Here is a 12,975-nt window from a genome sequence, read left to right as displayed (position 1 = left end):
CGATATGACATGCGGTCATAGGACAAATAGCCTGCTGCCCTACCCATGGCTGTGGCCAATGAGAACAGTGTGACGGAAGGACCACCATGCCGGACGCGGCGCCGCTGCGCCCCAAGGACCCGGTGAGAGTCGGGGAGTACGAGATCCTCGGTCTGCTGGGTGAGGGCGGTCAGGGCGCCGTCTACCTCGGCCGCCGGGCCCACGGAGGCCCCGCCGACGAGTACCTCGCCATCAAGCTGCTCCATGACGGGCTGGCCGCGGACTCGCCGGCCCGCGCCCGCTTCGTGCGGGAAGTGCACGTCGCCATGCGGGTGGCCCGCTTCTGCACGGCTCAGGTGCTCGACGCCGACCTGATCGGCGACCGGCCCTACATCGTGAGCGAGTACGTGGAGGGCCCGTCTCTGTACGCGTCGGTCCACGAGCAGGGTCCGCGCACCGGCGGCGCGCTCGAGCGGCTGGCGATCGGAACGCTCACGGCGCTGACCGCGATCCATCAGGCCGGGATCACGCACCGGGACTTCAAGCCGCACAACATCGTGCTCGGCCCGGACGGCCCCCGCGTGATCGACTTCGGCATTGCGCGGGCACTCGGGTCGGCGAGCGACACACAGACGATCGGAACGCCCGCCTACATGGCCCCCGAGCAGTTCGCCGGCCGGGGCTTCGGCCCACCCGCCGACATGTTCGCGTGGGCCAGCACCATGGTGTTCGCCTCGACCGCGCGTCCCGCCTTCGGCAACGACGACTCCGCCGCGGTGATGCACCGCATCGTGACGGCCGAACCGCACCTCGGCGAGCTGACCGGCGCGTTGCGCGATGTGGTCGCCGCGTGCCTCGCCAAGGACCCCGAAGCGCGCCCAACCGCACAGGACGCCCAGCGGCTGCTGATGGGCACAACCGATCCAGGCGTAGCGGCGAGCGGAGTCGGCGACCTGGCCGCGCCCGGCGCGTGGAGCATCCCGGCGGACGCGTTCACCGGCACACCGCATATGCCGGCCGCGCATGCCGGCGGGCCCGCGCCGGTCCACGAGGCGGCCGCTGCCGCATCGCCACCCCCCGGCCCCGGCGTGGTGTCCGACTCCCCTCCGAGAGAGCACCCCGCGGGCGCTCAGCCGCCGCGGCAGGCGTTGCCGCAGGGATCCATACCGCCGGAGTCGACACCGGCCGGACCCACACCAGTCGGATCCGCACCCCACGGATCCGCATCAGACGGGTTCACACCGCCGGTCGCCCATCACACACCGGTCCAGCACCCGCCGGCGTACGCGCCCGCGCAGACGACCCGACCGGGCCCCGGCGGCCGGCCCCCGGCCCGACCGCGCCGCCGGGCGGCCCTGCTGGCCGCCGGACTCTCCGTGGCCGCCGTGCTGGCCGCCGGTACGGCCTGGGCGGCCACCCGGGGCGGAACCGGCGGTCCGGAATCGGCCCAGGGCAACGACGCCGCGGGCCCCGCCGGGCAGACACACGACGCCGGAGCAGGACCCACTGAGGCGTCCGGAGAAGGAGCGCAGGGCACGCGCCGCACGGACCCGGCCAAGGCGGCGACGACATCTCCAAAGCCGGGGGACGACCGGAACACCCGGGCGCCGCGGCCGGGCGGCTCCACCCAGCCGAGCCGCTCCACGCCAAGGCCCACCGGAGGCGGGGGCGGGGGCGGGGACACGCCGAGCCGGCCCAATCCGTACACCGCCCAGCAGGTGTGCAACTCCGGCGGCCACGGCTCGGGCTACTACGTGCAGCGGTCGTCGGCGTTCACCGGCGGGAGGGTCTACCAGCTCTACAACAGCTCCGGCTACAACTGCGTGGTCACCCTCAAGACCGCCGACGTCGGCACGAAGACGAGCGTGTGGGCGGAGCTCACCCGCGAGGACGGCACCAAGGCCTCCGACAGGGGGTCCTTCGCCTATTACGCGGGCCCCGTCTTCCTCCACGCCAAGGGCCAGTGCGTGAAGTACACCGGCGGTGGCGGGAGCGGTAGCGCCGGCGCCCCGTGGGGGAACTGCGGATAGCCGGGCCGGCGAAGTGGTCGCGCCGTCGCCGCCGAGGGCGTGACCACGCCGACCGGTTTCATCCGATCAGATTGTCGAAATCCCCGTCCTTGGCACCGAGGATGAGCGCCTCGATCTCGGGCCGGGTGTAGATGAGCGCCGGCCCCTCGGGGTGCCTGGAGTTCCGGACCGCGATCCGCTCACCCGGCAGCTCGGCGATCTCGACGCAGTTGCCCTGCGAGTTGCTGCGGTGTGCCTTCTGCCACCTGGCTCCGTTGAGTTTGGTGGCGGGCATCCCGTTGTAGGTCTGGTGCATTCATGTCTCTCTGAGAATCGCGCCGAGGAGCTCGACTGTGCCGTCCGGGGTGGCGCTGTCGACCGCCAGGCGTTCGATCGCCTGCATGTAGACGTCGACGTCGTCGCGCTTGTCCAGGTAGAGGGCACCCGTGAGGGTCTCGACGTAGACCACATCCGGCAGGTCCGGCTCGGGAAACCGCAGGATGGAGAAGGCCCCGCCTTCGGCCGCGTGACCGCCGAACGTGAAGGGCATGACCTGCACGGTGATGTTGGGCAGCTTGGACACCGCGATCAGGTGTTCCACCTGTCCCCTCATCACCTCGTGGCCACCGATCGGACGTCGCAGTACCGCTTCGTCGAGCACCGCCCACAGCCTGGGGGCGTTCGGCCCGGTCAGCCGCTGCTGGCGCTGCATGCGAAGCTCGACCCGCTGATCGATCTCGTGAGCCGGCGCGTCGGCGTTGCCCAGCCGGAAGACCTCCCGGGCGTACGGCTCCGACTGCAGCAGCCCGGGGACGAACTGCAGCTCGTAGGTCCGGATCAGCGAGGCCGCCTCTTCGAGGCCCACATAGGTCTGGAACCAGTGCGGCAGCACGTCACCGTAGCGGTGCCACCAGCCCGGGGCGTTGGCCTCCCTCGCCAGCCGCAACAGCGACTCGCGCTCGGCCTCGTCGGTGACGCCGTAGAAGGTGAGGAGATCCGCCACGTCTCGTTCTTTGAAGCTGACCCGGCCCAATTCCAATCGGCTGATCTTCGACTCCGACGCACGGATGACGTAGCCGGCCTCCTGACGGCTCAGACCGCGCCTCTCACGCAGACGGCGCAGCTGTGAGCCGAGCAGGATTCGACGCACCGTCGAGCCGGTACCCGGCGATTCAGGAGTCACGTCCAACCTCCGAGAGTCCTGAGCGGACCGCACAAGTGTGCCATTCCCCTCTTCTGTGTTCGCGGGACCTCCGAAACCGCTGCCGAGCCCCGTTCACGACGGGCGGAATTTGCGAGACGAGCCAAATGCACGTGCATTGGGTCTTGCATTGGCACGCTACGATGCGCAGGATAACGCACGGGACCCTCGGGCACACGGCCGCAAGATGAGACGACATGCGGGGTTGGGATGACATCACGCCACGCACGCGACGAGATGCTGGACTGTGCCTTCACCTCGTCTTCGAACCGCGATCGGGTCGACCTGCCACCTGGTCTGAGCACCGCCGTGGAAGCACTCACCCACGATCGCGGCCCGGCTCTCTCGTTCACCGTCGCACCCGAACCAGAATCCGTCACCTTCGCCCGTCACTTCACCCGGACCACCCTCGAGCGCTGGAACATGGGCCATCTGGTCGACGACGTCGGTCTCGTCGTCACCGAGCTGGTCACCAACGCGCTCAGGCACAGCCTGCCGCCCCGGCTCGCCGAGCCCGCGGGTGCGATCCACCTGCGGTTGATCTGGCAGTCCCCGTACCTGCTGTGCGGAATCCAGGACACCGGCCACGACCTGCCGTGCCGGCGGGAGCCGGACTTCATCGGCGAGACCGGCCGCGGCCTCCACATCGTCGAGTCGTTCAGCAACATGTGGGGATGGGCCCGGCTCAGTGGCGGCAAGGTCGTCTGGGCGCTCTTCTGCCCCCCGGTCCGCTCGGGCGAGGGCGCCGTCCGGGCGGTTGGCGGCTGACTTCCCCGGCCAGACTCACCGGGGCCCGAGCGGCATGTGACCAGGGTCACAACACGCTTTGACAACTCTTGACCCCCTCCTTGCGTCTTCCCAGTAGGGACGCGCGAGAACGGCACCAGAGCCGATGCAAAGATGCCTCGCCTCCCTGCCCTTGAGTCAGAGATTGTGTCTGATTTGTCCGATTTTGGTATGTTGAGGCGGCCGGTTCGCTTCCCCTCGACCTGCGCACCGCCTCATGATCGGACCCCGAGCCTCATGTGATCGGCGAGGGCATCCCCGTACGAGGGCGAACACCGCCCCGCAAGAGAGTTACGGAGCGATGACGATGACCGTCGCCTTGCCTACGCGCCGGGAGGACGTCGAGCGCTATGAACGCGACGTCCTGCCGCTGGCCAGTCCGCTGTACGCCAGCGCCGTGCGGATGACCCGCAACAGCGCCGATGCCGAAGATCTCGTCCAGGAGACCCTCGCCAAGGCCTACGTGAACTTCCACCAGTTCAAGGAGGGCACGAACCTCAAGGCCTGGCTGCACCGGATCCTGACGAACAACTTCATCAACACCTACCGCAAGAAGCAGCGTGAGCCGCAGCGGGCCGGGTCGGAAGAGCTCGAGCAGTGGCAGCTGTCCCACACCGAGTCCCGGAGTGCCGGGCTGCGCTCCGCCGAGGCCGAGGCACTCGACCGGATGCCCGACTCCGGGATCATGATGGCGCTGCGATCAATGCCGGACGAGTTCCGGCAGGCCGTCGTACTCGCCGACATCGAGGGCTATCCCTACAAGGAGATCGCCCAGATGATGGGCACCCCCATCGGCACGGTGATGTCCCGCCTGCACCGGGGCCGCAAGCAGCTCCGCGAGCTGCTGCTCGTCCACCACGAGCACGCCCTCGCCGCCTGACGGCGACTGCTCCAGGCCCCGCCGCCGCGGGCACGGCTATGCCGGGGCGCGAAGATGGCGCATGAGCTGCTCGTAGCGCCGCCACCCCTCGGCCGAACGGCCGTCCCCGAGATCGAACCACATCGCGGGTGACCTGGGATCTCCGATCGGACGCCCGGGTACGTCCGAGGGGACGGAACCCACCCCCGTCTCCGCACCCACCGCCATGCCGATCGGCGCCGGGGCGCCCATCCAGCGCGGCTCGGTCGTGAGGTCCGCGCGCCCCGGGCTCAGCTGCGCGAACAGCGACGCCAGCCGGTGCTCGGCGGCCACCGAGCCGACCAGCGTGGACAGTGTGGAGACCGGTGGCGGATCGGCCGCGGAGAATCCGAAGACCAGCGTCCCCGCCTCTTCCACGCCGCCCTGCGACGACGACAGCAGCAGAGTCCCGACCATCGTGCGGCGCTGACCGACCGGGGGTGCCCCGTTGTCGCCCATGCCGGCTCCCGGCCCCGCCTCGGCCGCCGGCCCGATGACCGCCAGCCAGGTGGCACGGGGCGAGCGCTGCCGGAAGAGCCCGTTCATCTCGTCCAGGTTCCACAGGTTCGCGGCGGGCTCGGCCGTCCCCCAGCCGAGCGGCGGATGCCCGGTGAACGAATGGCAAAGATGCCCGACGGCACCGCCGAGCAGCTCACCGGCGCCATGCCGCACCCGGAAGGTCAGCGTCAACTGGGCGCCGATCGGCTCGCTCGATCGCGTGGTGTAGCCGGGCGCGTAGTCGCGCGCCTCGGGCACCGGGCTGAACGCCGCACCGTCCCAGCGCAACGGGCGGCCGGTCAGCCCGTCGTAGTACCCACCACCGTCACTGATCACCCAGAGCGAGCCCGGCCCGGTCAGCACGAGCTTCAGCGGCAGCGACAGCCGGGACGTCACCGGCGTGACGATCTGCAGTCCGCGGCCGGACTCGCCGCAGACCCGGAGCGCGTCGGCCAGCCACTGGTTGAACGCCACCACCGGCCGGTCCCGCAGCACCACCATCGCCTTGGGAGTGAGCACGTCGACCGCGGGATGCGGCGCGTTCATGGCCTCGCCTCCGGCTCAGCGGCTCGCAGCGCCTTCCCGGCACCGTCGGCCACCGTCACCGCGCCCACCGGCTCAGAGCTTCGCAGAACCCCGGCTCCCCTCACCGCTCTCACCGCGCTCGTCCGTGCGGCGAACGCGGCCCCCTTCGCCATGGTCATGACTGCGCCTCGCCGGCCCAGACCGTGCCGCCCCGCCAGTGGACCAGGTCGTCGGCGAACCGCCGTGCGATCCGGTCGGCGTCCGGGAGGTCGGCGGCGGCCCGTACGTCGACCCACCAGACGGGCGAGCCGACCCGGCCGGCCAGCTCGTGGCCCAGCAGGCGCTCCACCTCGCCCGGCACGTGGACCAGCACAGGCACCTCGATCGAGACGATCAGCCGGCCGTCCGTGTCGTACAGCTGGGTCACCCCGCCGTCGAGCTCGTTCATCCGCACGTCCTCGCCGAAGGCGAGCATCCCGTCGATCACAGTGCGGACGTCTGGCTGGTTGCGTACCAGCGCAACGATGTCGCAGGTCACCGTCCCCACCTCCCCTGATCGAACCGGCGGCAGTCTAGTTGTGTCCGGCCTCCGGCTGAAAGTCATTCCGATCAAACCGCAATGGATCGTGCGAATACCTCCGCGGCGACCCGCGTCACCGCCGCCCGTGTAGTGCCGGCCAGCCGGGTACCGTCGATCGCCGTGCCGGCCGCCAGATGCCTGTCGTACGGCACGTTGATCACCGTCATGCCACCCGCGCCCAGCATCTGCTCCGCACGCACGAAGTCGGCGTCGGCGTGCGGCGAGTGGGTCACCAGGGCGACGACGGTACGAGGCAGCACCGCCTCGAACCCGTTCGCCGCGTACCAGTCCAAGGCCCCTCGGGCGCTGAGCGCCCCGTCGACGGTCCCTGGGGCCACCAGGATCTGGCCGTGCGCGTTGGCGAGGATCCCCTGCTGCAGCGCGGCGACGATGCCGGCACCACAGTCGATCACCGCTGCGGCGAAATAGCGGCTGAGCAGGCCTGTGGCGGCACGAAAGGTGTCCAGATCGAGTTCCACGCCCATCCTGCCGCCGGCGGCCCCTGGCAGCACCCACGCCCCGTCAGCGGTCCGGGTGAGATGACCGGCGGCCTCTTCCCAGGTTCTCGGCGGCGTCGCCGCCAGATCGTGCACCGACCGGTCCGTGCGTACGCCGAGCCGCAGAGGCAGCGACCCCAGCCCCGCGTCGGCGTCGACAGCGATCACCCGGTCCTCGCGGTGCTGGGCGATGACCGTCGCGGTGAGCGCGGCGACGGTGGTCTTGCCGGAGCCGCCGCGTACGCTCAAGACCGCGATCTGGCGGCAGCCGGCCACCGGTCGGCGGAGCACCGCGGTCGCCGCGTCCAGTTCGCTCGCATCACCGGCGGTGGAGCCGCCGAGGACCTTCCGCACGCCCTGACCCATCCGGCGTATGAGCGGATCACCGTGCTTGGTGCGCCGCACCAGATCGACGTGCGGCTCCAGGGACTGCGGGCCGGGGAGGCTCTGCGGTGGTGGCGGTGCTTGATAGTGGTGCGGCTGCGCCGCGTGGGCGTGCGTGCCCGGCGGTGCCGGTGGAACGCCGGGAACCCGCGGCGCGGGCTCCTCCGGCCGGTGCGCGGCCGGGGCCGGCATCGACGCCGGTGATGGACCGGACCCGCCAGGCGTGCCGCCGAAATCAGGCCGTGGCGGCGGTGCCTGATCCGCGCCGCCGCCCGCCGGGCTCTGCCCGTCCCCTGTCTCCTCGCGGGGCCGGGGCAACGGGAACGTCATCGTGATCTGACGGCCGGTCGGCGCCCGTTGCGGTGGCGGCGGTGCGTCGTGCAGCGCCGCCGCGGGCGGGGCCGAGGTCGGAGCCGAAGCGAGAGAAGCCTCCACCGGCGACGACGGGGGCGACGGGGGCGACGGCGGTGACGGAGATGTCGGCGGCAGAGGTGCCGGAGGTGCCGGAACCGCTGCGGGGCCGGGGCCTGATGCCGGTCCCCGCTCCGGACCGGCGGCCACGACCGGCCGTGCGGCCGGTGCGGCTTCCGCGGGCGATGCGGGCTGTACGGTCTCTGCGGGCTGTACGGTCTCTGCGGGCTTTACGCCTTCGGCGGTCTCTGCGGGCTGTACGGCTTCGGCGGGCCGTGCGGCTTCCGCGGGCAGGGCCGCGGGCTTGGGTTCCGAGAGACGTGGCAGCGCGATGGTGGGCCGGATCGGCACCACGTCGGCGGCGGCCGTGGTCCGGCCCTCGACGCCGGTGCCCTGGTTCTGGCCGGCACCGTGCCGAGGACCACCGGGGGTGACGAGTCCCGCTCCGGAAACACCGAGGTCACGGAGCACGGCGTGCTGCCATTGCTGGTCGGACACCCGTTCCCCTCTCGGTGATCGAGCGTGCGGGCGCCAAGCCCGGGGTGTCGCTCGATCCTATCCGTGCTTCGGCCGCTCTCCGTGCTCCGTGGATCACTGTTCACCAGCCGACCGATGCGGATGAGCGGCGGGTTCGGCCGCCCCGCCAGGGTGGCCGGACCGCCATGCACCAGAGGTCCCGGTCGCACGTCGAATACCACCGTCCATTCCGGGTAGGCCGCGCATGACCCGTAATGAGATCGGCGGTGATCTCGCCCGGTTCGGGCCGCCAGGCTCCCCGGACATCGGAGGGGGGCGTCCGGGCATCGCCGGACACCGCCACACGAGCGAAGAGGGCGCACGGTGGAGCAACGAGGCGTACCGCACCGGTTGAAAGGCCTACCGGAGCGAATGCCGCGCTCCGCGCGGGATAACGTTCGAGACGTGCCCCACGCAGAGGCTCCGTCCGTCATCACCAACGAACTCGCCGTAGAGATCGCCCGGCTTGGGGTCGTCCGCGACTCCTCCGAGGTGGGCACCCTGCGGCGGGTCACCGATCTGGCGGAGCGAGCGGTCGTCGGCTGCGCCGGCGCGACCACCGTGCGGTGGACCCTTCCCTCGCCCGGAGCGGCCACGACGGCGGTGAAACCCCGGCTGAGCGCGGCGAGCCATCCGGACCTCGCCGAGCTGATAGACGTGCAGCTGGCCCTGGGCGAGGGCCCGATTTTCGACGCCGTGTCCGTGCGGGCACCGTTGAGCTGCGAGGACACCCTCTCCGAGACCCGCTGGCCCGTCCATACCGCCGCGATGCTGCGGCGCGGGGTCCGGTGCTTCACCACGACCGTGTACGAGACCGCGGACATGCTGGTGACGCTCACGCTCTACGGCGTCATGCCCTCGGCCCTCGATCCGGGCCAGCAGGCGATGGCCGCGCTGCTCGTCGCCCAGGGTGGTGCGGCGGTCTCCAACACCCGGGAGTACGACGACGCGCACCGCACCGCCGTGCAGCTGCGGCAGGCCGTGGCCGCCAGAGCGGTGGTCGATCAGGCCAAGGGAATCCTCATGCACGCGCTGGGCTGCGACGCCGAGACGGCGTTCGCGGAGCTCCGGCGCATCTCGCAGACCCGCCACATGAAGCTCACCGCGATCGCGCAGCGCATCGTTGCCCGCAACGGGCTTCCTGACGTTCCATGACCTTGGCGCGGCTACCATGCAGCTCGGGCCGCCTGACCCGACGTTCCTGGTAAGAGGACTCCCGAATGTCAGATCAACTCGAGCCTGAAGTGCTCCTGCGCGAGATCAGCGGCCTCGAGGATCGCCTGGGCGAGCTCCGGCAGGCCGCCGCCATGCCCGAGCCCGATCTGCGCACCACGCTCGACGCCGCGCTCGTCGAGCTCGATCTGGCCATGTCCGCTCTGCGTACGTTCGGCGCGGGTCACGCCTCGACCGGCAGCAGGGCCACGGCGGCGGAGTCCGAGCGGCGGGTCCTGCGCACCGTGTTCCAGGACGCACCGGTGCCGCTGTTCCTCATGGACCGCGACGGCGGTGTACGCCGGGTGAACCACCAGGCCGCCGTGCTCCTGGACACATCGGCCGGTTACGTCGCCGGCAAGCCGTTCACCGTCTTCTGCGACCTGGCCACCCGGGCCGCCCTCCGCTCACAGCTCGCCGCCGTCGTCCGCACCGGAGAGCGCCGCCAGACCACCGTGGGCTTCCTGAGCAAGCAGAGGCCGGTGAAGGCCGTCGTGACGCTCGCCCGGGCCTGGATCCGGGGCGAGCCCGAACCGCTCGTCGTGGCCGCCGTCACGCCGGTCAGCGGCCGGCTGCCGGATCCGAAGCCCTCCGAGGAGCTCACGGCCGGCGACGAGGCCGCCGCCGCCGTCGTTCACCGCATGGACGTGCTGGCCAGCGCTAGCGAGCTGCTGCTGACCGAGCCGGTCTTCAACGAGGCGGTGGCGATCCGCCGCTGTGCCCGGCTGCTCATCGCCGAGCTCGCCGACTGGGTGATCGTGGATCTGGCGGGCGACACCGCGCTCCGCCGCCAGCTGGTCTTCGGCCCGGACGACGACCGCTGCGACGAGATCATCCAGTCGCTCGAGGCGGTCGATCCGCAGCCCGGCACCTTGCCGTACACGGTGCACAGCACCCGTCAGACGGCGGTGCACGCGCACGTCGAGGACTTGGACATGCTCGGCACGGCGGCGGACGGCACCTCCGTGTGCGCGATGATGGGCGCGACCTCGGTCCTGAGCGTGCCCATCGACGACGGCGAGAAGAGCATCGGGGCCATCACGCTGACCTGCGGCGGCGAGAACGGCCCGTTCGACCTGCTCGACCTGGGCGTGGTGCAGCGACTCGCCCGCCATCTCGCACTGGTGATCCGTGCCGCGCGCCTTTACCGCCGCCGCGCCGCCGTCGCCGACACACTTCAGGCCGGCCTGCTCCCCCGCCGCATGCCCACGGTCCCGGGGATCGACCTGGCCGCCCGCTATCTCGGCGCCACCAACGGCGAAGAGGTCGGCGGGGACTTCTATGACGTCTTCGAGACCCCCGGCGGCTGGAGCTTCGTGCTCGGGGACGTGTGCGGCAAGGGCGAAGACGCGGCGGCCGTCACCGCGACCGCTCGGAACGGCATCCGGCTGCTCTCCCGATTCCATCAGGACCCGGTCGAAGTGCTGACCATGGTCAACGAGGCCCTGCTCAACGAGGAGCGGTTCGTCACCGCCGTGCTCGTCGGCCTGAGCACCGACGGGGGCCGGAAGGCGACCATCAGCACGGCGGGCCATCCCCCGCCCATCTTGGTCCGCCCTGACGGCGTCGTGCGCATCGCGAGCTGCGGGGGTGTGCCGCTCGGCGTCTTCGACGACTTCAGCCCCGGCCACGAGTCGATCGAACTGTCCGAGGGCGACACGCTCCTGCTCCACTCCGACGGAGTGCTCGACACGGTCGACGTGCACGGTGAGCGGTTCGGCCAGGAGCGGCTGATCGAGGTGCTCGCCACCAACAGCGTCAAACCGGCGAGCGACATGCTGCTGGCCGTGGAGAGGGCCCTCATGGACTTCTGCGACGGCGATCTGCACGACGACCTCTCGGTGCTCGCGTTCCGCCTGCTCCCGCAGACGCCTCAGTGAGAATCGCAGGCAGGCAACCTATTTTGCGGATTGAGGTTTGGCGGGCGCCACTTCCGGCAAAATGACTGGCATAGGTGCCTAAGAAGCAGGCACAACCCCATGGGACACGTGTGTGTCCGGTGAAGATCCTGGGAGTTGTGCATGCGAGGCATCGACGCGATCTCTAGCGGCCGGGTGGCCGCTGATCACTGCGCGCGGGTCGCGCCTCAAAACAGCCGCTCAAAATCGCCGGTCTCACAGCTTCGGCTGCTGAGGTCGGCCGCTGTCGCATACCCCAGGCACTGCCGTCGGGCGCCACAGTCCATTGACTCTTCGCGAGGTTACCCCCAATGAAGATTGCCATGATCTCCTTGTTCGCCAACCCGCTCGCCGCCGGCGGGTCCGGGCACAGCGTCCATGTCGCCGAGCTCGCACGCGAGCTGGGCCGTGAGGGTCACCACGTCACGATCTACATCCGCCGCGAGGACTCCGGGGCCAGGGACAAGGTCCGGCTCGGTCCGGGTGTGACGGTCGAGCACATCATCGCCGGCCCGACGCGGCCGCTGCGCGCCGACGAGGTCCTAGCCAACGTCTCCGAATTCGGGCGGCATCTGGCCCGACGGTGGGAGGACACGCCGCCCGACGTCGCCCACGCGTTCTTCTGGACCAGCGGCCTCGCCGCCCTCGCCGGGGCGAAGGACCTGGACATCCCGGTGGTGCAGACTTACCACACGCTCGGGCTGGAGCAGCCGCGGCCGTCGGCCGCCGACCACGCCGGCCACGTGCAGCGCATCCGGCTGGAGAAGGCGATCGGCCTCACCGCGGACGCGGTGATCCCGACGTGCGGCGACGAGGCGGACCAGCTCCTGCGCATGTCGGTGCCGCGGCCCCGTATCGAGGTCGTGCCGACCGGTGTCGACATCGAACAGTTCACCCCGCAGGGCCCCGCGTACCCGCGTGGTGAGAAGCGGCGGCTGCTCGTGCTGTCCGACCTCGGCGAGCGCGAGGACGTCCGTACCGCCATCCAGGCCCTCTCCCGCATCCCGGACGCCGAACTCGTGATCGCCGGCGGCCCGCCCCGTGAGGAATTCGAGACCGACGAGGCGGTGCACCGGCTCAAGGTGATCGCCAAGGAGGCCGGGGTCGCGGACCGGGTCACCTTCCTCGGCCAGGTTGAGCACAAGAATGTGCCGCGACTTCTTCGCTCGGCCGACCTGCTGCTCACCCTGTCGTGGGGCAAGACCTTCGGCATGGCGCCGCTCGAGGCGATGGCCTGCGGTGTGCCGGTCGTGGCGACCGATGTGGGCGGCAACTCCGACACCATCATCGAGAACGTGACCGGTCTTCACGTCCCGGCGCGCCGGCCGGGCGAGGTGGCCAAGCTGGTCCGGTCACTGCTCTCCGACCCCACCCAGCTCAACGCCCTCGGCATCGCGGCGGCCGACCGCGCGCGCTCCCGCTACTCCTGGCCGCGCGTGGCCGGCGAGACGGCGAAGGTCTACCAGAAGGTGATCGAGCGCCGGCGGCTGCACGACCCGGTCGCCAAAGTGCAGGGCTGACCACCGCGGCCCGCTGTCGCACCCGCCATCCCGGAGGATCCTGTGGCGGGTGCGACGGCGC

General features: G+C 70.9%; 11 protein-coding genes. 6 read left to right on the top strand and 5 right to left on the bottom strand.

The window, feature by feature from the left end:
• Positions 1 to 86: 86 nt before the first annotated feature.
• Positions 87 to 2,009 carry a serine/threonine protein kinase gene (locus HKK74_RS09350; RefSeq protein WP_187242713.1) on the top strand — a complete coding sequence of 641 codons (1,923 nt, stop codon included), beginning with the start codon at positions 87 to 89 and terminating at the stop codon, positions 2,007 to 2,009.
• Between the two features lie 58 nt (positions 2,010 to 2,067).
• On the opposite strand, the gene HKK74_RS09345 is transcribed toward HKK74_RS09350, so the two are convergent.
• Complete coding sequence (locus tag HKK74_RS09345) at positions 2,068 to 2,304, bottom strand: DUF397 domain-containing protein (protein WP_187242712.1); 237 nt, start codon at positions 2,302 to 2,304, stop codon at positions 2,068 to 2,070.
• Positions 2,305 to 3,171: a Sco1979 family transcriptional regulator gene (locus HKK74_RS09340; RefSeq protein WP_187242711.1), complete on the bottom strand. Its 867-nt coding sequence runs from the start codon at positions 3,169 to 3,171 to the stop codon at positions 2,305 to 2,307. It lies immediately after the preceding gene.
• Between the two features lie 228 nt (positions 3,172 to 3,399).
• On the opposite strand from HKK74_RS09340, the gene HKK74_RS09335 reads away from it, so the two are divergent.
• Positions 3,400 to 3,957 (top strand): ATP-binding protein, encoded by a 558-nt coding sequence (locus HKK74_RS09335; protein ID WP_246491370.1) that lies wholly within the window; start codon positions 3,400 to 3,402, stop codon positions 3,955 to 3,957.
• A gap of 325 nt (positions 3,958 to 4,282) precedes the next feature.
• Positions 4,283 to 4,855 (top strand): sigma-70 family RNA polymerase sigma factor, encoded by a 573-nt coding sequence (locus HKK74_RS09330; protein ID WP_281397714.1) that lies wholly within the window; start codon positions 4,283 to 4,285, stop codon positions 4,853 to 4,855.
• A gap of 36 nt (positions 4,856 to 4,891) precedes the next feature.
• On the opposite strand, the gene HKK74_RS09325 is transcribed toward HKK74_RS09330, so the two are convergent.
• The 3 genes from HKK74_RS09325 to HKK74_RS41330 form a co-directional block, all read right to left on the bottom strand.
• Entirely contained in the window at positions 4,892 to 5,917 is a 1,026-nt protein-coding gene (locus tag HKK74_RS09325; RefSeq protein ID WP_222722065.1) for a DUF6177 family protein, read from the bottom strand.
• Positions 5,918 to 6,071: 154 nt separating this feature from the next.
• Positions 6,072 to 6,434: a hypothetical protein gene (locus tag HKK74_RS09320; protein WP_187242709.1), complete on the bottom strand. Its 363-nt coding sequence runs from the start codon at positions 6,432 to 6,434 to the stop codon at positions 6,072 to 6,074.
• Positions 6,435 to 6,505: 71 nt separating this feature from the next.
• On the bottom strand, positions 6,506 to 8,266 hold the full coding sequence (locus HKK74_RS41330; protein ID WP_187242708.1) for a MinD/ParA family ATP-binding protein: 1,761 nt from the start codon (positions 8,264 to 8,266) through the stop codon (positions 6,506 to 6,508).
• Positions 8,267 to 8,689: 423 nt separating this feature from the next.
• On the opposite strand from HKK74_RS41330, the gene HKK74_RS41325 reads away from it, so the two are divergent.
• The 3 genes from HKK74_RS41325 to HKK74_RS09300 all read left to right on the top strand — a co-directional run bounded on the left by HKK74_RS41325 (position 8,690) and on the right by HKK74_RS09300 (position 12,914).
• Entirely contained in the window at positions 8,690 to 9,439 is a 750-nt protein-coding gene (locus HKK74_RS41325; RefSeq protein WP_312881368.1) for an ANTAR domain-containing response regulator, read from the top strand.
• Positions 9,440 to 9,504: 65 nt separating this feature from the next.
• Positions 9,505 to 11,376: a SpoIIE family protein phosphatase gene (locus HKK74_RS09305; RefSeq protein ID WP_187242706.1), complete on the top strand. Its 1,872-nt coding sequence runs from the start codon at positions 9,505 to 9,507 to the stop codon at positions 11,374 to 11,376.
• Between the two features lie 329 nt (positions 11,377 to 11,705).
• A complete protein-coding gene (locus tag HKK74_RS09300; protein WP_187242705.1) occupies positions 11,706 to 12,914 on the top strand; it encodes a glycosyltransferase in 1,209 nt (402 codons plus the stop codon).
• The last annotated feature ends 61 nt before the right edge of the window (positions 12,915 to 12,975 follow it).

It is taken from the genome of Actinomadura alba (assembly GCF_014323705.1).
GTDB lineage: Bacteria > Actinomycetota > Actinomycetes > Streptosporangiales > Streptosporangiaceae > Actinomadura_C > Actinomadura_C alba.
The sequence above is the reverse complement of the archived record's forward strand: the minus strand, read 5'-3'. Positions and strand labels throughout refer to the sequence as shown.